Source organism: Deinococcus sp. YIM 134068 (assembly GCF_036543075.1).
Taxonomy (GTDB): domain Bacteria; phylum Deinococcota; class Deinococci; order Deinococcales; family Deinococcaceae; genus Deinococcus; species Deinococcus lichenicola.
This window is the reverse complement of sequence record NZ_JAZHPF010000003.1, coordinates 16,573-34,400: the sequence shown is the minus strand read 5'-3', so window position 1 is coordinate 34,400 and position 17,828 is coordinate 16,573. Positions and strand designations below refer to the sequence as shown.

Annotated in this window: 17 protein-coding genes; 11 read left to right on the top strand and 6 right to left on the bottom strand. The window is 71.8% G+C overall.

The genetic code is table 11. The features are described from left to right. Positions 1–31 precede the first annotated feature (31 nt). The 3 genes from V3W47_RS04510 to V3W47_RS04500 are packed head-to-tail and all read left to right on the top strand — an operon-like array spanning position 32 to position 2,483. Positions 32–922, top strand: coding sequence for a PhzF family phenazine biosynthesis isomerase (locus V3W47_RS04510; protein ID WP_331823985.1), 891 nt, complete (start codon positions 32–34; stop codon positions 920–922). A gap of 5 nt (positions 923–927) precedes the next feature. Next, the gene (locus V3W47_RS04505) at positions 928–1,629 is read left to right on the top strand and encodes a 2-phosphosulfolactate phosphatase (protein WP_331823984.1); all 702 of its coding nucleotides are present in this window, start codon (positions 928–930) and stop codon (positions 1,627–1,629) included. A gap of 59 nt (positions 1,630–1,688) precedes the next feature. After that, positions 1,689–2,483, top strand: a complete 795-nt coding sequence (locus V3W47_RS04500) for a Cof-type HAD-IIB family hydrolase (protein ID WP_331823983.1) — start codon at positions 1,689–1,691, stop codon at positions 2,481–2,483. A gap of 16 nt (positions 2,484–2,499) precedes the next feature. Here V3W47_RS04500 and V3W47_RS04495 read toward each other — a convergent pair whose 3' ends face one another. After that, complete coding sequence (locus V3W47_RS04495; RefSeq protein ID WP_331823982.1) at positions 2,500–3,096, bottom strand: class I SAM-dependent methyltransferase; 597 nt, start codon at positions 3,094–3,096, stop codon at positions 2,500–2,502. A 417-nt stretch (positions 3,097–3,513) separates the two neighbouring features. Here V3W47_RS04495 and recG point away from each other — a divergent pair, with 417 nt between their 5' ends. The 3 genes from recG (at position 3,514) to V3W47_RS04480 (ending at position 8,126) form a co-directional block, all read left to right on the top strand. Continuing rightward, on the top strand, positions 3,514–5,853 hold the full coding sequence (recG, locus tag V3W47_RS04490; RefSeq protein ID WP_331823981.1) for an ATP-dependent DNA helicase RecG: 2,340 nt from the start codon (positions 3,514–3,516) through the stop codon (positions 5,851–5,853). Between the two features lie 333 nt (positions 5,854–6,186). Then, positions 6,187–7,011 carry an SDR family oxidoreductase gene (locus V3W47_RS04485; protein WP_331823980.1) on the top strand — a complete coding sequence of 275 codons (825 nt, stop codon included), beginning with the start codon at positions 6,187–6,189 and terminating at the stop codon, positions 7,009–7,011. 104 nt (positions 7,012–7,115) lie between these two features. Further along, on the top strand, positions 7,116–8,126 hold the full coding sequence (locus tag V3W47_RS04480; protein WP_331823979.1) for an extracellular catalytic domain type 1 short-chain-length polyhydroxyalkanoate depolymerase: 1,011 nt from the start codon (positions 7,116–7,118) through the stop codon (positions 8,124–8,126). Positions 8,127–8,138: 12 nt separating this feature from the next. Here V3W47_RS04480 and V3W47_RS04475 read toward each other — a convergent pair whose 3' ends face one another. The 4 genes from V3W47_RS04475 to rsmA form a co-directional block, all read right to left on the bottom strand. Next, complete coding sequence (locus tag V3W47_RS04475; RefSeq protein WP_331823978.1) at positions 8,139–9,734, bottom strand: gamma-glutamyltransferase family protein; 1,596 nt, start codon at positions 9,732–9,734, stop codon at positions 8,139–8,141. Continuing rightward, the gene (locus V3W47_RS04470) at positions 9,731–10,342 is read right to left on the bottom strand and encodes a hypothetical protein (RefSeq protein WP_331823977.1); all 612 of its coding nucleotides are present in this window, start codon (positions 10,340–10,342) and stop codon (positions 9,731–9,733) included. The genes V3W47_RS04475 and V3W47_RS04470 overlap by 4 nt, the downstream gene beginning before the upstream one ends. 525 nt (positions 10,343–10,867) lie before the next feature. Continuing rightward, positions 10,868–11,800, bottom strand: coding sequence for a carbohydrate kinase family protein (locus tag V3W47_RS04465; RefSeq protein WP_331823976.1), 933 nt, complete (start codon positions 11,798–11,800; stop codon positions 10,868–10,870). 108 nt (positions 11,801–11,908) lie between these two features. Then, on the bottom strand, positions 11,909–12,766 hold the full coding sequence (gene rsmA / locus V3W47_RS04460; protein ID WP_331823975.1) for a 16S rRNA (adenine(1518)-N(6)/adenine(1519)-N(6))-dimethyltransferase RsmA: 858 nt from the start codon (positions 12,764–12,766) through the stop codon (positions 11,909–11,911). Between the two features lie 54 nt (positions 12,767–12,820). On the opposite strand from rsmA, the gene V3W47_RS04455 reads away from it, so the two are divergent. From V3W47_RS04455 to V3W47_RS04435, 5 genes are all read left to right on the top strand, one after another. Continuing rightward, positions 12,821–13,654 (top strand): tetratricopeptide repeat protein, encoded by an 834-nt coding sequence (locus V3W47_RS04455; protein WP_331823974.1) that lies wholly within the window; start codon positions 12,821–12,823, stop codon positions 13,652–13,654. Between the two features lies 1 nt (position 13,655). Further along, on the top strand, positions 13,656–15,143 hold the full coding sequence (locus V3W47_RS04450) for an NAD(P)H-hydrate dehydratase (protein WP_331823973.1): 1,488 nt from the start codon (positions 13,656–13,658) through the stop codon (positions 15,141–15,143). Between the two features lie 13 nt (positions 15,144–15,156). Then, complete coding sequence (locus V3W47_RS04445) at positions 15,157–15,858, top strand: DUF4388 domain-containing protein (RefSeq protein ID WP_331823972.1); 702 nt, start codon at positions 15,157–15,159, stop codon at positions 15,856–15,858. A 96-nt stretch (positions 15,859–15,954) separates the two neighbouring features. Then, a complete protein-coding gene (locus V3W47_RS04440; protein WP_331823971.1) occupies positions 15,955–16,563 on the top strand; it encodes a GNAT family N-acetyltransferase in 609 nt (202 codons plus the stop codon). Positions 16,564–16,566: 3 nt separating this feature from the next. Next, positions 16,567–16,881 (top strand): hypothetical protein, encoded by a 315-nt coding sequence (locus tag V3W47_RS04435; protein ID WP_331823970.1) that lies wholly within the window; start codon positions 16,567–16,569, stop codon positions 16,879–16,881. A 41-nt stretch (positions 16,882–16,922) separates the two neighbouring features. Here the strand turns inward: V3W47_RS04435 and V3W47_RS04430 are convergent, their stop codons facing one another. Next, complete coding sequence (locus V3W47_RS04430) at positions 16,923–17,726, bottom strand: AAC(3) family N-acetyltransferase (RefSeq protein WP_331823969.1); 804 nt, start codon at positions 17,724–17,726, stop codon at positions 16,923–16,925. Positions 17,727–17,828 lie beyond the last annotated feature (102 nt).

The following is a 17,828-nucleotide window of genomic DNA, read 5'->3' as shown; positions in this document are numbered from 1 at the left end:
CTGACCCCGCCCCATGCTCTACATTGACCGCATGATCGCCTACAGTGAGGTGAGCGCCTTCACCGACACGCCGGGGCAGGGCAACCGGGCGGGCGTCGTGCTGGACGCGGGGGGCCTGAGCGAGCGGGAGATGCAGGCCCTCGCCGCCTTTCTGGAAGCGCCCGAGACAGTGTTCGTCACGCGGATGGGGGGCGGCGCGGTGCGGGTGCGCTACTTCACGCCCACGCAGGAGATCGAGTTCTGCGGCCACGCGACGGTCGCGCTGGGGCTGACGCTCGCGCAGGCGGGGCACTGGACGGGCGGGCGGCTGGTGCTGGAGACGCTGGTGGGCCGCATTCCGCTCACCCTCGACGCGGAGGCGGGCGTGCCGACGCGGGTGTGGATGGAGCAGCGGCGGCTGGAGACGCGGACGGTCGGGCGGGACGTGCGGGGTGAACTCGCCGAGGCGCTCGGCGTGGACGAGCGGATGGTCCACCGGGGGCTGCCGCTGGCCTGCGCGAGTACGGGGCTGTGGAGTGTCTTCGTGCCGCTGCTGGACCCGGTGATTCTCGACGGGCTGGAGCCGGACCTCGCCCGCATCCACCTTCTCAGCGACGCGCTGGGGGTGTGCAGCGTGTACGCCTACGCGCCGATGGGAGTCAACCGCTTCGCCGCGCGGGACTTCGCGCCCGCCGTAGGTATCCCGGAGGACCCGGTGACGGGCAGCGCGGCGGGGGCGCTCCTCGCCCTGCTGGCACGGGAAGGGCGGCTGCCCGTGCGCGGGGAGCGGGCGTGCGGTGTGGTGTACCAGGGCCACGCGCTCGGCACCCCCGGCGAGGTGGAGGTGGAGGTCACGCTGGCCGGGCCGAACACGGTTGCGTGCGTGCGGGTGGGGGGCCGCGCCACCGTGGACCGCGAGGGGTACTGGACACCGGGGCGGTAAAGCGCGTGGTACGGGTGGAGTGGGGCGAGGCGGGCGGATGTCACCTCGCCCCTTTTGCTGACGCCGTGGTGATCGTGGACGTGCTGTCGTTCTGCACCTGCGTGGACGTGGGCGTGGGTCGCGGGGTGGCGGTCCTGCCATTCCGGTGGCGGGATGGGCGGGCGGAGGCGTTCGCGCAGGCACGGGGGGCGCTTCTGGCCGGGAAACGCGGGGAGGACGGCCCCTCGCTCTCCCCTGCCTCGCTGCTCAGCCTCACAACAGGAACGCGGCTGGTGCTGCCCTCGCCGAACGGGGGGGCGCTGTGCGTGCTGGCGGGCGAGGGCACGCGGGCACCCGTCTTCGCCGCATTCCGCAGGCAGGCGGCGGCGGTAGGCGCACATCTGCGGGGGAGATTCGAGCGGGTGCTCGTCGTCCCGGCGGGGGAACGGTGGCCGGACAGCAGCTTGCGCCCCGCCCTTGAGGATGCGCTGGGAGCGGGCGCGGTCGTGGACGCTCTGGACCTCACCGGGTCGCCGGAGGCGGAGGGCGGGCGGGCAACCTTCCGGGCGTTGCGGGACCGTCTCCCCGAAGTTCTGCGAGCTTGCACGTCGGGGCGGGAGTTGCTGGAACGCGGTTTTCCTGGGGATGTGGAGTTGGCCGCCGAGTTGAACGTGAGCGCCGCCGTGCCCCAACTTGTGGACGGGGTGTTCGTGAACGCGGCGGGGTGAGGGAGCACCTGTCCAAGTCCCCGGACGGAACGAGGATGAACGCAGCGTACACTGCCCCGATGCTCGGCTTGATCTGTGTGGACGTGGACGGAACGTTGATCGGGACCGACAACACGGTGCGGGGGGACGTGTGGGCGGCGATGGCGGACGCGCGGGCCAGGGGCGTGCGGATCGCGCTGTGTAGCGGACGGCCCGCCTTCGGGAACGCGCTCGCCTACGCGCGGCGGATGGACCAGGGCGGCTGGCACGCCTTCCAGAACGGGGCGTCCATCCTCAACGTGGGCAGCGGGGAGAGCCTGAGTGAGCCGATGCCGGAGGAACCGCTCGCCCGGCTGCTGGCGCGCTCGGAGGAGACGGGCTGGCTGCTGGAGGTCTACACCGACGACGACTTCGGGATCACCCGGCCCGGCGACCTCTCCCGCCGTCACGCCGAGTTGCTGGGGGTGCCGTACACGGCCAAACGCCCGGAGGCGCTGGTGGGCACCCGCATTCGCGCCCAGTGGGTCGTGCCACACGAGGCGGCGGCGGCGGTCCTGGCCGAGGCCCACGCCGGGCTGGACGTGCATCCGGCGGGCAGCCCGACGATGCCCGACACGCTGTTCATCAGCCTGACGCGCGCCGGGGTCGGCAAGGGGAGCGCCGTGTCGCTGATCGCCGCCCAGTACGGCGTGCCCCTGACGCGCACGATGATGGTGGGCGACGGCCACAACGACGTGACGGCCATGCGCGTGGTCGGTTTCCCCGTGGCGATGGGCAACGCCGACGCCGAGGCGCGGGCCGCCGCCCGTCATCACGTCGCCCATGTGGACGCGGGCGGGCTGGCAGAGGCGGTAGGGCTGGCGCTGACGTTGTAATTCGCGTGCCTCTCCGTCAACCCCGCACGCCACGCGCCAGGCCCCCACGCCAGAACAGGTCGATGCGGAAGGGCCGCGCCGTGACCTCGCCGAACCCCGCCGCCCCCAGCAGCCCGGCCATCTCCGGCACCGTGTAGACCCGCACGAGGTCGCGGTCGTTCAGGGAGACGAGCCGGGTGAAGCCGGGCAGACCGTTCGGCACGTAGTCCTGTAGGGCGAGGGTGCCTCCGGGCCGCAGCACCCGCCGCCACTCGCGCAGGGCCACCGCCGGGTCCCCGAGGTAGTGCAGGACGTTCAGGCAGGTCACGGCGTCCACCGACGCGTCCGGCAGGGCGAGGGCCTCGGCGGGGGAGACGAGGAGCGTCACGCCCCGCCCGGAGAGGGTGCGGGCGGCCACCTCCCGCATTCCCGCGCTGGGTTCGGCCCCGATGAGCCGCGCCTCCGGGAAGCGGTCGCGGGCGAGCGTGAGCAGGGTCCCCGTGCCGCAGCCCACATCCAGCAGCGTGCCCGACCCCAGCGGCGGCAGCGCGTCCAGCACCTCGCGGGCGGTCCGCCGGGCATAGCGGCCCCAGAGGCGGTCATAGCTCGCGGCGAGGCGGTCGTAGGCTCCCATGACGCTGAGGGTAACTTGGGCGGGGGCAAGGGATGAGGGATGGATGATGAGGGGGGTCGTGCGGTGGGGATGGTCACACGCCCCCTCACCCCGGCCCTCTGCTTCGCAGCTCTTCGAGTCACCCACGAGGGGAGAGGGAGCAAAGATGCTTGAGCTTCTGCTCTCCAAAAACCGTCACTCCCGATGACCGACGCTTGCCCGGGAGTAGACGCCCCATGCCACCACCACGCCTTGCCCAGCGCAGCGCCGCTCCCCCTGCCCCCTCTGCTTCGCAGCTTTGCAAGTCTGGGGGAAGGGGGCAAACCGTGGCAAGACGCCCCGCCTATTCCTCCATATCCAACCAAACGAACTACGACCGCCCCGCCTGAGCCGACTACCACGAACCCCACCGCACCCGTCTGTTAGCCTGCGCGGCGTATGGCGACGGTGGCCGAGATGCGCGAACGACTCAGGCGTCCGCTCGCGGCGGAACTCGCCTCGGGCTGCGCGGACCGGGTGGTGGCGGGCGGGGTGGAACGCCTCCTCGCCTCGCCGCTGGCGGGTCCCTTTCCGGTGGTGCGTGAGGCGCTGCGGGGGTACGCGGGGTTGGACGGGGCGGGGCGTGAGGAGGCCCTGAAAGCGGCCCTCGCCGCGTTGAGTGGAGGGGACGACGTGGCGAAGGCTCCCCCCGCCCCCACCCGCAAGGCCGTGCCGACGGCGGCCCCCGGCGAGCGGCTGCCCGTGGACGCCGAGGTCACGCGGCTGGACACCGGGCCGGGCGGGGCGCGCAAGCTGGGGTCGCTGGGCCTGCGAACCCTGCGTGACGTACTGCACGCCTACCCCCACCGCCACGAGGACCGCCGCGCCCTGCCCGACCTCAGTGAGGTCGAGGAGGGGCAGAAGGTGACGGTCGAGGGCCGGGTCGTGGCGAAGTCGCGCCGCACGCCGAAGCCGGGGATGCTCGTCCTCGACGTGACGCTGGAGACCCCGGCGGGTGGGAAGGTGCGGGCGAATTGGTTCAACCAACCGTGGATTGAGCGGCAGCTCAGGGAGGGGGCACGGCTGGTCCTCACGGGCCGGGTCAAGAAGTTCGGGAAAAGCGTGCAGCTCGGCGTCGAGCATCTGGAGACGGTGGAGGATGCGCGGGAGAGCCTCAGCACGGGGCGGATTGTCGGTGTCTACGACTCGAAGGACGGAATCAGTCAGGAGTTCCTGCGGCGGGCGGCGTTCCGGGCGCTCCAGGCCGTGCCGCTGGACGACTACCTTCCCGCCCACTGGCGGCAGAAATACGGGCTGACCGACCTCGGGGACGCGCTGTGGGGCATCCATTTCCCGGAGGACGAGGCGCACCTCTCGCGGGCGGACGCGCGGCTGCGCTTCGACGAGTACCTGTTTCTGGAGCTGCGCGTGCTGCTTCAGGGGGAGGACGCCGTGCTGCTGGGCAAACGCTTCCAGGCGACGGGCGAGGACATCCGCCGTTTCGAGACGGCGCTGCCCTTCGAGCTGACGGGGGCGCAGCGGCGGGTGCTGCTGGAGATCACGGACGACATGCGCTCGGAGCGGCAGATGGCGCGGCTCGTGCAGGGCGACGTGGGCAGCGGCAAGACGGCGGTGGCGGCGTGTGCGCTCTACCTCGCCGTGCGCGACGGCTACCAGGGGGCGCTGATGGCCCCGACCGAGATTCTGGCGCGGCAGCACTACGCGAACCTCGTCGGGTATCTGAGCAAGCTCGACGTGCGGGTGGGCCTTCTCATCGGTGCGATGACCCCGAAGCAGAAGCTGGAGATGCAGACCCGTATCGCGGAGGGGGACGTGGACGTGGTGGTGGGCACCCAGGCGCTCATTCAGGAGAACGTTCGCTTCGACAACCTCGGGCTGGCGGTCGTGGACGAGGAACACCGCTTCGGCGTGATGCAGCGGCGGAGATTGTTGGCCGGGCGACCGGACGTGCTCGTGATGAGTGCGACGCCGATTCCGCGCTCCCTCGCCTTGACGGCCTACGGCGACCTTGAACTCTCGATCATCGACGAGTTGCCGCCGGGCCGAACTCCGGTCGAGACGAAGCTCATTCAGGACACGCACCGCCAGCAGGCCTACGGCTTCGTCATGCGGCAGATTCGGGAGGGGCGGCAGGCCTTCGTGGTGACGGCGCTGATCGAGGAGAACGAGAATCTGGAGCTGCTGGCGGCGACGCAACTGGCGGACGACCTCAAGGTGATCCTGCCCGAGGCGCGAATTGACCTCCTCCACGGCAAGATGAGCGCCGCCGAGAAGGAAGACGTGATGGACCGCTTCCGGGCGCGGGAGTTCGACGCGCTCGTGTCCACGACCGTGATCGAGGTCGGCGTGGACGTGCCCAACGCGACGGTCATGGTGATCGAGAACGCAGAGCGGTTCGGTCTGTCGCAACTGCACCAGCTTCGGGGGCGGGTGGGGCGCGGCAGCGCGCAGAGCTACTGCGTGTTGATCGCGGGCGAGCACTCGAAGAAGACCCGCCAGCGCCTCAAGATCATCGAGGGCAGCACCGACGGCTTCGTGATCGCGGAGGCGGACCTCAAGCTGCGCGGTCCCGGCGAGATTCGCGGCACCCGGCAGAGCGGGATTCCCGACCTGCGGCTGGGCGACCTCGCCAGCGACGTGGAGATCATAGAAAAGGCCCGCGAACTCGCCAAGCACATCCTCGCGCACGACCCCCGGCTGGAACATCCGAGGTTGCAATATCTGAAGGGCGAGTTGCAGAACCGGAGTCAAAGCGTGGCGTTCCGCGAGGTGATCTGAGGGGAGCGGTCAGCGGTCAGCCGTCAGCGGTCAGCGGTCAGCCGTCAGCCGGGCATCGGTCCCTTTGTGACGCCTGATGAATGCGGAGGCAAAGCGTCAACTGGTGTTCTCCTGGCACTGGCGACCTCCCCACCCCGGAATGTGACAACTTTGTGACATCTCATCCGTACATTGAACCTATCAGCGCACAACAACACAGGCGGGCCGGGTGAAGCTCGCAGCGCCGGGAGGCTGATTCGAAAGGGTCAGCCTCACCTTTTTTGACACGAGATGAACGCGGGCATTGTCTTCACGCTTGCCGCCCCGTGCGCGGGCCACTCCTATGCTGAGCGGATGACGCGGGGGATGAACGGCAAGACGGTCCTGGTCACGGGCGCGACGAACGGTATCGGGCTGGTGACGGCGCGGGAACTGGCGCGGATGGGGGCACGGGTGACCATCGTGGGACGCAATCCCGAGAAGACGGCGCGGGTGGCCGCCGAGATCGGGGCGGCGGGAACGCTCATCGCCGACCTGTCGGAACTCGCGCAGGTGCGCCGGGCCGCCGCCGAGTTCCGGGAGCGCCAGGAGCGGCTGGACGTGCTCGTGAACAACGCGGGGGCGCTGTACGAGAAGCGGCAGGAGACCCGCGAGGGCCACGAGATGACGTGGGCCTTGAACCACCTCGCGCCCTTCCTGCTGACGCGCGAGCTGCTGCCCCTGCTGCGGAGAACGCCGGGCGCGCGGGTCGTCACCGTCTCCTCGATGGCGCACATGCTGGCGCGTCTGCGCTTCGACGACCCGGAACTTCGGCGCGGGTACGGCGCGTGGCGGGCGTACAACCAGAGCAAGCTGGCGAACGTGCTCTTCGCGCGGGAACTGGCCCGACGCGAGCCGGGAATTCAGAGCAACAGCCTCCACCCCGGCAGGGTCCGCACGGGCTTCGGGCACAACAACAGCGGGGGAAGCAAGCTGTTCTGGCGTGTGTTCGACCTCCTCGCCCTCAGCCCCGAGCGCGGCGCGCGGACGAGCATCCACCTCGCCTCCGATCCGGGAATCACGGTGAGCGGGCGCTACTTCGCCAATGAGCGCGAGGCCCGCCCCTCCCAGCAGGCGCTGGACGACGGGGCGGCGGAGCGGCTGTGGCGGTTGAGCGAGGAGGCGGTGGGCGGGCTGTAACGCCGGGGTGACGGGACGTGGCTAGGGTGGGAGGGTCCAGACCGCTCCTCTTCCCGGCCCCACCGTTCGCGCGGTGAGGGTCGACCCCCTGTGCGAGGTGTGTCATGAAGCGTCCCACCGTTCTGCTGCCCTCCCTCCTGCTGCTCGCCGCGTGTGGGCAGCCCGCCTCCCCCGCCGCCGGGGGGGCCGGAGCTACCCTGACCCCGCAGGCGACGGGGCGCTGGGTCTCCGGCACGTACACGGGCGGCGCGGGCGCGCGGTTCTACCGCCTGTGGGTGCCCGGCGGGTACGACGGCACGGGCGCGCGGCCCCTGATGGTGATGCTGCACGGCTGTGGGCAGGACGGGTATGACTTCGCGGCGGGCACCCGCATGAACGCTCAGGCCGACGCGCGTAACTTCCTCGTGCTGTACCCGGAGCAGGGCACGGCCTACAACGCCTTCGACTGCTGGAACTGGTTTTCCACCGCCAACCAGCGCCGGGGAGTCGGGGAACCCGCCCTGATCGCGGGCATGATCGGGTGGGTAAAGGCCAACTACCGGGTGGACGCCGCCCGCGTCGGTGTGGCCGGGCTGTCGGCGGGCGCGGCGATGGCGAGCATCATGGGCTGCACCTACCCCGACCATATCCGCCGGGTGGCAGCCTTCGCGGGGGTGATGTACGGGGCGGCCACGACCGCCACGGGCGCGACGGACGCGATGCGGAGCGGCAGCCTCTACGACCCGAACGGGCGCGGCACCGCCTGCCACGGCGAGATGGGCGGGGCGCGGCGGGTGGTGCCCACCCTCGTCTTCCACGGCACGGCGGACACGACGGTCAATCCCAGGAACGCGACCCAGATCGTCGCCCAGTGGGCGCAGACGAACGACCTCGCCTATGACGGCGCGGACGACGGCGACGTGGACGCCACGGCGGACGCCAGCGCGACGGGCACGGCTTGCCGGTCCTACACCCGCTCGGATTACCGCAACAGCGCGACGGGCGGCGTCGTGATGCAGCGGTACGTCATCGACGGTCTGGGGCACGCCTGGTCCGGCGGCAGCACGGCGGGGTCGTACAGCGACCCGTGCGGGCCGGACGCCACCGCGCTCACCGTGGGGTTCTTCGGGTTCTGACGGGACGGGTCCTCACCACACGGCGATATGGCCGTCCGCCCGGCTCTCGGTCCCGCCCTCCAGCACGCCGCTCACCGGATCACGGCGGATGATCTGACCCCGACCGAAGGACCCCGCATCCAGCCCGACCCGGACCTCATGGCCGCGTGCGGTGAGGGCGCGGGAGACCTCGGCACTGAGGGCGTGCTCGACCTCCACCGTCCGCCCCGCGTGCCACTGCCAGCGCGGGGCGTCGAGGGCCTGCTGGGGGTCCATCCCGTAGCGCACCATGTTCAGCACGACCTGAAGGTGGCCCTGGGGCTGCATGAAGCCGCCCATGACCCCGAAGGGGCCGACCGGGGTGCCGTCCGCGCGCGACAGGAAGCCGGGGATGATCGTGTGGTACGGGCGCTTGCCGGGCGCGAGGGCGTTGGGGTGGGCGGGGACGAGGCTGAAGTTGTGGCCCCGGTTGTGCAGGGCAATCCCGGTGCCGGGCACGACCACGCCGCTGCCGAAGCCCATGTAGTTGCTCTGGATCAGGCTGACCATGCCCCCCTCCGCGTCGGCGGCGGCGAGGTAGACGGTGCCGCCCGTGCTCGGCGCGCGGGTGGTCGGGTCGTGCGCCGTGTACCCGAGGAGGGCGCGGTGGGCGGCGGTGTTATTGGAGCTGAGCAGGCGCTCCACGTCCACGGGTACATGTCGGGAATCGGCCACGAAAGCGTGGGCGTCCGCAAAGCCCCGTTTCATCGCCTCGATCTGAAGGTGAAGCCCGTCCGGGTCGTCGCGCCGTTCGGGCAGAGGTAGGCCGTCCAATACGTTCAGGGCGATCAGCGCCGCGATGCCCTGCCCGTTGGGTGGAATCTCGTGGACGAGGTGGTCGCCGTACCGGGCGTGGATGGGCGTGACCCACTCGGAGCGGTGGGCGGCGAGGTCGGAGGCGCGCAGGAGGCCCCCGGTCGCGCGGGCGTGGGCGTCCATCCGGTCGGCAAGCTCGCCCTCGTAGAAGGCCGAACCGTGCGTGGCGGCGATGGCCTCCAGCGTGCGGGCGTGGGCCTCACTCCTCCACAGGGCACCGGGAACGGGAGCGAAGCCGTCCGGCGCGAAGACACGGAACCACTCGTCCATGATGGGAAGGTTCAGGCGGCGATAAATCCCGATGGCCCGCGCCCAATTCGTGGCGAGGACGGGCGAGAGGGGGAAGCCGTCCCGCGCATAGGAGACGGCGGGGGCGAGCACCTCCTCGAACGGCAGGCGACCGAGGCGGGCGTGGAGGTCGGCCCAGCCACGCACCGCGCCGGGGACGGTGACGGGCGTCCAACCGTGGCGCGGCATCTCACCTTCCCCCAGCACGTCCAGGGAGAGGGCGGCGGGCGCGGCCCCGCTCGCGTTCAGGCCGTGCAGCTCGCCGCCTGCCCACACGAGGGCGAAGAGGTCCCCGCCGATGCCGTTGCTCGTCGGCTCGACCACCGTGAGGGCGGCGGCGGTGGCGAGGGCGGCGTCCACGGCGTTGCCACCAGCCTGAAGGATGCTCAGCCCCGCCTGCGCCGCGAGGGGCTGCGAGGTCGCCACCATGCCCCGCCGGGCGTACACGGGGCGGCGGACGGTCGGGGTCTCCGGCTGAAAGCTCATGCGCCCGCCAGGAAGAGCCGCCCGACCGCGCGGATGAAGGCGTCGCGGCGCTCCAACACCTCGGAGGTGTACCGCTCGCGCAACAGGCGGTCCTTGAAGTCGGCCACGCTCTCCCCCGCCGGGACAGGCCAGGATTCGAGGGGCGTGCAGGCAATGGTCTGGTCCTCGCCCCAGACCCAGGCCGGGTTGACGGGCAGTCCAGCCCCGGCGGCGGCGAGCGGCCACGTCGCGTCCACCACCATGTCGCCCTGCGGCGCGTGAACGATCAGGTAGTTATGAACGTCCACCACGGGTTCGCTCCCGCTCAGGGCGAGGAGTTCGGGGGCCGCGCCGGGCGGCGGGACGATCTCCTGGGTGCAGGCGATGACGGTGCTTCCCACCCCGTGTTCGGCGAGGAGGGCGGCCAGCAGCTCGTGTTTGGTGCTGCACGTGCCGCGCCACCCTCGCACGATGTCTGCCGGGTCGTGCGTTTCCGCCCGCGCGTAGGGCATGTCGCGCACGAGGGCGAACACCTCCGGCACGTCGGGGAGGGGCGCGTCCGGGTCGCGCAGACCACGGGCGGCGGCCTCCGCGTGCAGCAGGCGGGTCAGGGGGAGGTCGGCGGTCATGGAGGGTAGGGTAGCAGGGGCGGCGGGTGCGTCCCAGTCGCCTATCCCTTCATTCGCCTGCCTCCACAAACCTCAACTTCATCTTGAAGGGCAAAGGTTGAAACGACGCTTCACACACGTCCTTCTATGGATAATTACATCTCCATGTGGAGGTTGTGCTTCTACCCCTCCCCCTTGAACGCTTGAGGTGAGTTGGGAAATAAGCGTGCCGGATGTGCTTTTTGCTCCTTCTCCCCCTGCGGGAGAGGGCTGGGGAGAGGGGTGACGAGCACCGCTCGTCCTCCTGCCAGACGGCAAAAATACTTCCACCGCCCGATCTGCAATTCGCATCAAGCGTCCCCTGGGGGAGGCTGGAAGGGGGTGAGTAGGCCAAGCATCCCCAAAAGCCAAACGGACAACTCGCCGCGGTCGCCCCGGAGGAGGCCACAGGAAAGAGGGCGTCTCTCATCCGTCCCAAGAGCGCCCCCGGTGTTGTTCTTTCCCGACGAGACGATGGGGGGCATGCCCCTCCCGTCCGCCCCTCCCCTAGCGCCGCAACGCCTGTTCCAGATCGTCGGCGGTGATGGAGCGGGCCTGCGCGCCGACGCGCGTGGCGGCGAGTGCCCCGGCGGCGTTGGCGGCGCGGGCGGCCTGGGCGAAGGGCAGGCCGGTCAGGACGGCGTGCGCGAAGGTGGCGGTGAAGGTGTCGCCCGCGCCCGTGGTGTCCACGACCTGCCCCTCGGGCGGCACGGCGTCCACGAGTTCGGTCTCCTCGCGGGACCAGACGATGGACCCCATGCGGCCCACTTTGACGATGACCCGCCGCGCCCCCGCCTCACCGAGCCGGGCGAGCGCCGCGCTGATGCTCGTCGTGCCCGTCAGGGCGAGGAGTTCGTGCTGGTTGAGGGTGAGGTAGTCGGCCCCGATCACGTCCGCCATCAGCCGCGTGCCCGCCCGGTTCACGGCCCCCGTGCCGAGGTCGATGAAGACGGGGACGGGCTTCCTGGCCGCCCGCGCGATTTCGACGGCCTTCAGCGAATACTCGCGCTGCGGCCCCTCGGTGAGGCTGTAGGCGCTCACGATCACGGCGTCGGCACCCTCCACGTCCTTCTTCTTGAGCTTGGCGGGGTCGAGCTGGCGGTTGGCGGCCCCGTCACCGATCATGGCGCGCTGGCCGTCGGGCGTCTGCATGACGGTGATGGTGCTCGTCAGGAGGTCGGGGTCCTGCTGAATGGCCGTCTGGACGACGCCGCTCTCGCGCACGCGGCCCAGGGCGTACTCGGCGAAGGGGTCCTGGCCCACGCGGGCGGCGAGCGTGACCGTGTGGCCGAGCCGCGCCAGGGTCACGGAGATGGTGCCGCCCGCCCCACCGGGTTCCATCGTGGCGCGGGTGGGGGAAACCTCCTGGCCGGGGGCCGGGATGCGGTCGAGGTGGTAGAGATGGTCGACGGTCACGTCACCGATGACGAAAAACTTCACGGAAAAGACCTCCGGGCCGCGTCCGCACGGTCCCATGAATGCCTCCACCCCGAAGCGGCGTAAGGCCCACTTCTACAGTCAGGGGGAGGAGCGTTTGTGACGCGGCCCCTACCGTACCACGCCCAGGCGCGCGGCCAGGGCGTGCAGGTCAGGCAGGGGCACGTCCTCGGCGCGCACGGCGGGCGGCAGGTCCACCCCCGCGAGCGCCGCGTCGATGGCCTCGCCCTCCAGCCCGGCCAGCCGCAGGTTGTTCCGCAGCGTCTTGCGGCGGTGTTGCAGCGCCGTCTCCACGAAGCGCAGGAAGGCGGGGTCGGGCAGCGGGCGGGTGCGGTCGAAGTCCAGCCGCATCACGCTGCTCGTCACGTCGGGCGCGGGGAGAAAGGCCCCCTTCGGCACGTCGCGCACGTGGCGGACGGTGCCGTGCAGGGCGGTTAAGGCACTCAGGAAGCCGTAGTTGTCCTCGCCGGGCCGGGCGGCGAGGCGCTGGCCGACCTCCTTCTGCACGAGGACGGTGGCCGAGAGGACGGCGGGCGCGTGCATGAAGCGGGAGAGGAGGACCCCGGTGATGTAGTACGGCAGGTTGGCGATGACGCGCGTGCCCGTGGCGAGGCTCCCGTAATCGAAGTCCAGCGCGTCGCCCCACACCACGTTCACGTCCAGCCCGGCGAGGGTCTCGGCGAGGACGGGCCTCAATCGCTCGTCCTTTTCCAGCGCGGTGACGTGCGCCCCGCGTGAGGCGACCTCGCGGGTGAGGACGCCGAGGCCGGGGCCGACCTCCAGCACGGGCACGCCGGGGGCCGCCCCGCCCGCGTCGGCGATGGCGCGCAGGATATTGCCGTCCACGAGGAAGTTCTGGCCGAGGCTCTTGGTGGGGCGCAGGCCGTGGCGGTTCAGCAGCTCACGCACGCGGGCGGGCGAGTACAGCGGGGCGGGGGGCGGAGAGGTCGGGGGGTCGGGTGGGGTCACAGGGGTCTCACTCTCCGGGGGCCGGAACAAAGGGCGCGTCAGTATACTCCGCCCATGACGGACGTTTCCCCCCCTCCCGCCGGGGCCGCCGCGCCGCCGGACTGGACGGCCTTCGCCCGCGCGGGGGAGTGGGGCCGGGCCTTGAGCGCCGCGCGGATCGGCACCGCCCCCGCCGAGCTGACCGAGGTGCTGGGGAGCGTCAGCGCCGTGCAGGAGGCGGTGCGTGCCCGGCGTCTCCCGCAGGCGCGGCGGGCGTGGGTGGGGCTGGAGGAGGCGTTGAGGGAGTTGGGCGGTGGGGAACGTGCGCTGCTGACCTCCCTCCTGGGACCGGAGGAGTTAGGCGCGGCGTTGGGCGTCTTGGAAGGACTGGGACGTGGCACGAGCGGGGAGAGCGACCCGGAGGCGTTGCGGGAGCGACTTGCCCCGGCCCTCGCGCATCCGCTGACCAGGGCGGAGGCGCTGAACGCCCTCGGCGTCCTGCACGCGCTCCGGGAGGAGCCGGAGGAGGCCCGCGCCCGCTTCGGGGAGGCGCTGGGGGCCGACGCGGGGCACTACCGCGCGCTGACCAACCTGGGCAACCTGGACTTGGAGGCGGGCCACCCCGCCGAGGCCGAGGCCCGTTACCGCGAGGCGCTGCGGTTCAATCCCGACTTCGACGGGGCGCACCACAACCTCGGGGTGGCGCTGCGGCGGCAGGGACGGGTCCACGAGGCGGTGGGGTCCATCCGCCGCGCCCAGCGCCTGAGCGTGCGGCGCTCGCAGGAGGACACCCGCGCGGAGATGCGCGAGCAGTTCCGCACGAGCGCCCGGTTACGGCTGCTGCGCTGGGTGCTGCTTGCGGTCGCGGCACTCGTCCTCTTCCTCATCCTGCGCGGGACGGGGGGCTGAGGTGAGCGAGTGGGTCCTCTCGCCGGAGGGAGTGCGCGCCGTGGACGCGCGGCTGGAGGCGGCAGGCCTCCTCGACCTGGCGATGGAGGAGGCGGGGCGGGCGGTGGCGGACGCGGTGCATGCGCGCTTTTCAACGGCCCGCGTCCTGCTCCTCGCCGGGGGCGGGGCGAACGGCGGGGACGCGCTTGTGGCCGCGCGGCATCTGGTGGCGCTGGGAAGGACGGTGCGGGTGCTGGCAGTCCCGGCAGGCCACCCACTCACCCGGTCGAATACGGAACGGCTCGCCGCATTCGGGATCGAACCGGGGGAGTTGACCGCGCAGGAGGTCGAACGGGCCGCGCGAGAAGCAGACGTGATCGTGGACGGGCTGCTGGGAACGGGCTTCACGCCGCCGTTGCGTCCGGCATGGGCAGAAGTCGTCCGAGCGGTGAACGCGGCGCGGGAGCGGGGTGCCGCCGTCGTCTCCATCGACCTCCCGAGTGGGCTGGACGCGACGCGGGCGGACGCCCCGGAGGAGAGCGTGCGGGCCGACCTCACGGTGGCCCTCACCGGATACAAGACGGCGCTGCTGTTCGGATCGGCGGCACACCGGGCGGGCGAGGTCGTTCTCACACCGCTGCGCGTGCCTCCCGAATGGGTGCGAGCGGAGGCGCTGGCCGCCCGTCCATCCGATGCCGAGGTCGCCGCGCTCCTCCCCGTGCGCCGCACGGACGCGCACAAGGGCACGGCGGGGCGGGTGTGGGTGATCGGTGGGTCTCCCGGCACGGTGGGGGCGGCGGCGCTGGCGGGGCTGGGTGCACTGCGGGCGGGGGCGGGGCTGGTGACGGTCCACTCGGCGGCGGACGTGCCCCTCGTCACGCCGGAGCTGATGGTGCGGCGGCATGACGACCTCGCGGGGGCGCTGGGTAGGATGCGGGAGCGCCCGGACGCCGTGTGCCTCGGCATGGGACTGGGGCCGGACGCGGAGGCGCTGGCCCGCGTGGTATTGGGGTGGGGCGTGCCGACCGTCCTCGACGCCGACGCGCTCCAGCCGGGGCTGGCGGGAGCCGGGCACGAGGGCTGCGTGTGGACGCCCCACCCCGGCGAGGCCGCCCGGATGCTGGGGGTGGGCACGGGCGCGGTGACGGGGGACCCTCTCGCCGCCGCCCGCGCGCTGCGGGAGCGGTACGGGGGCGCGGTCGTCCTCAAGGGCGGCCCCTCCGTCGTCGCGCACGCGGGCGGGCTGAACGTGGGCCGGGGCGGACATCCGGGCATGGCGAGCGCGGGGATGGGCGACACGCTCTCCGGGGTCGTCGCGGCGCTGCTGGGACAGGGATTGACGGCGGGCGACGCGGCGGTGGCGGGCGTGCGGCTCCACGCGCGGGCGGGGGAACGGGCGGGCGCGCGGCATGGCTACGGCCTCACCGCGACGGACGTGAGCCACGAGTTGGGGGGGGCGTGGCTCGATTTGATGGGGGGAATCACCACACTGTCGCGGGGGGAGTGGTAGCCTCCGGGCACAGATGCAGGGTCTCCTCTCCGACCTGCCCCTCCTGGGGGTGCTCGAACTCATCAACTCGACCCGGCAGACGGGCGTCCTCGACGTGCAATCGGAGGTGCCCTTCACCGTCGCCTTCGTCCACGGGGAGATCGTCGGCGGGGGCATCCTCGACTGGCTGGGGGTGGACGCGATCCAGGCCAGCCCGCTCCTGCCGACGGAGGGCAGCTTCGAGTTCACCCCGCGCGGGGTGACGGGTACGCCCCTGGCCCCCTACGGGCACTTCGCCGCCGACTGGGCGCGCTCTGCGGACGAGTGGGAGCAGGTCTGCGCGGTGATCGGCAGCCCCAGCCGCATCTTTCAGGGAGCGCTGCCGCCCCTGATCGGCCCCGCCGGGCGCAGCGTGCGCGAGGCCGCCGCGCAGTCGGGCCAGACGCTCTTCGCCGTGGCGCAGCAGGTCGCCACCGGACTGGAGGAGGGGCGGGTGGACCCCACCGGGGACTTCGCGTGGTACAGCCTGCGGCTTCAGGCCAATCCCCGCGCCCGCCGCACCACCGTCACGGAGGCGCTCGACGGTCGCCGCAACCTCGGCGAGGTCATCGCCGGGGGGGTGGACGTGCGCGACGTGCGCGAGTACCTCCTGGCGGAGATGCGCGCCGGGCTGAGATTTCCGGGCAGCGGGTGGGTCCTGCGCGACCTCGTGTGGGAGCGGGAGTATCTGTCGTGAGTCGTCAGGAGGAAGTGAAAAAGATCGAGTCCACTGACCACTTCCTACCGACCCACGGGTCTTGCCCTCCCCTCCCCTCCCGGCGTTGAATAGGCCGTGTTCACGATCCGGCCCGCCACCCCCGACGACCGGGCGGCCCTGTACCGCATCTGCCTGGAGACGGCGGACAGCGGGGCGGACGCGACGAACCTCTACCGGGACCCCCTCCTCGTCGGGCATATCTACGCGGGGCCTTACCTGACGTTCGCGCCGGAGTTCACCTTCGTGCTGGAGGACGGCGGCGGGGAGGTGTGCGGCTACGTCCTCGGGGTGGCGGACACGGCGGCCTTCGAGGAGCGGCTGGAGCGGGAGTGGTGGCCGAGGCTCCGGGAACAGGACCGGGATTCCGCCCACCTCCCCGCGCAGGAGCGGACGCCCGACGAGCGGCTGACTCACCTCATCCACCATCCACGACGGGCGGACCCCGCCGTGCTGGCCGCCTTCCCCTCCCACCTCCACATCGACCTGCTGCCGCGCGGACAGGGAGGCGGGCACGGGCGGCGGATGATGAACCGCCTCTTCACCGCGCTCAGGGAGGCGGGGTCGCCGGGCGTCCACCTCGGCGTGGGCACGCGCAACGTCCGCGCCCAGGGCTTCTACCGTCACCTGGGGTTTCGGGAACTGGCGCAGACGAACGGCGGAATCACGATGGGGCTGAGGCTGTAGGGCGTGAGCCTGCTTCGTGAGACGGCGCTGAAGCTCCTCCTGCTCCTCGCGCTGCCCCTCTTCCTCGTGCTGGCGCTGGCCCTGCTGCCCGTGGCGCTGCTGGCGGCGGCGTGGTCGGAGCGCCGACGGCGCTGCCCGAATTGCGGACTGCGCGGCACCCTGCACGACGTGACGCCCCCACGCCCGCCCATGCCCGAGGACGGGAACTGGCGGACGACCCTCATCCCCAGAATCGTCACCACGCGCGTGTGGCGCTGCGAGGTGTGCGGGGCGACGTTCGAGGGAACGGACGGTCAACCGTTGCGGCAGGTGTCTTAGGGTCGCTGGCGGCTGGAAGCTGGCCGCTGGCCGCCCCTCTCCTACCCCAGCCCCCCATGCGGCCTCGGCGTCAGGCCACGCTGCCGCACGAGCCGCCGCACCTCCTGACAGCGGCAGCCCGGCGCGGTGCACAGCAGGAGTTCGGGGTCGCGGGTCAGGGCCGCCACGGTCGCGTCCACGAGGTCGCGCACCCGGTACAGCCGCAGAGTGGAGCCGCCCACCCGCACCGAGCGGGCGTGGACGTGCGGGGCCATCCGCTCGAAGTCCGCCGAACAGTTGGGAAAGGCGGTGGGCCGCACCTCGCCGTCAATGGGGACGTAGCGCGTGAGCAGCGGCATTCCCGCCACGTGCTCGCCGTAGTGGACCGTCGTGTTGCTGCCGAAGTCCACGCCCATCAGGAGGGCGAAGCCGTCCAGATCGTACAGGGCACCAATCGGCGCGTAGGGGCTGGAGAGCGTCTGCACGCCCGTGATCCGCTCCGCCTCCTGCCCCAGCGCGATGAAACTCAGCGTCGGGTGGAAGGAGCGCACCGCCTCCGCCCGCTCCACGAGGTCCTGCGGCACCCGGCCTATGTCCCGGCTCACCCGCAGGTCGCGGCGGTACCGGGCGTGGACGGGCGAGGTCGCGTGCCGCAACAGGGTGCCGTACGTGAAGGCCGGAGCCACCACCGTCGCCGCGCGCCCCGCCAGCGTGTCCACCATCGCCCGCGCCCCGCCCTCCACCTGCCCGAAGGATTTGAGGCTCGCGTGGACGATAGCGTGCTGCGACCCGTCCAGCCCCAGGGCCGCCAGCCCCTCGTCGAGGTCGGCGGGCGTCACGGGCGGCTTGCGCAGCAGGTTCAGCACGGGGAAAGTCTAGCAGCCGTCAGCTTTCAGCGGTCAGCCGTCAGCCACAGAAACAGAGAGCCGCCCACGTTCGGACGGCCCCTCTCTTTGTCCCTGCTGAAA

Excerpts from the sequence above, each read along its gene's own strand:
- V3W47_RS04510 (WP_331823985.1), top strand. The coding sequence starts at position 32 with ATGATCGCCTACAGTGAGGTGAGCGCCTTCACCGACACGCCGGGGCAG.
- V3W47_RS04500 (WP_331823983.1), top strand. The coding sequence starts at position 1,689 with ATGCTCGGCTTGATCTGTGTGGACGTGGACGGAACGTTGATCGGGACC.
- V3W47_RS04495 (WP_331823982.1), bottom strand. The coding sequence starts at position 3,096 with ATGGGAGCCTACGACCGCCTCGCCGCGAGCTATGACCGCCTCTGGGGC.
- recG (WP_331823981.1), top strand. The coding sequence starts at position 3,514 with ATGGCGACGGTGGCCGAGATGCGCGAACGACTCAGGCGTCCGCTCGCG.
- V3W47_RS04485 (WP_331823980.1), top strand. The coding sequence starts at position 6,187 with ATGACGCGGGGGATGAACGGCAAGACGGTCCTGGTCACGGGCGCGACG.
- V3W47_RS04480 (WP_331823979.1), top strand. The coding sequence starts at position 7,116 with ATGAAGCGTCCCACCGTTCTGCTGCCCTCCCTCCTGCTGCTCGCCGCG.
- V3W47_RS04475 (WP_331823978.1), bottom strand. The coding sequence starts at position 9,734 with ATGAGCTTTCAGCCGGAGACCCCGACCGTCCGCCGCCCCGTGTACGCC.
- V3W47_RS04470 (WP_331823977.1), bottom strand. The coding sequence starts at position 10,342 with ATGACCGCCGACCTCCCCCTGACCCGCCTGCTGCACGCGGAGGCCGCC.
- V3W47_RS04455 (WP_331823974.1), top strand. The coding sequence starts at position 12,821 with ATGACGGACGTTTCCCCCCCTCCCGCCGGGGCCGCCGCGCCGCCGGAC.
- V3W47_RS04445 (WP_331823972.1), top strand. The coding sequence starts at position 15,157 with ATGCAGGGTCTCCTCTCCGACCTGCCCCTCCTGGGGGTGCTCGAACTC.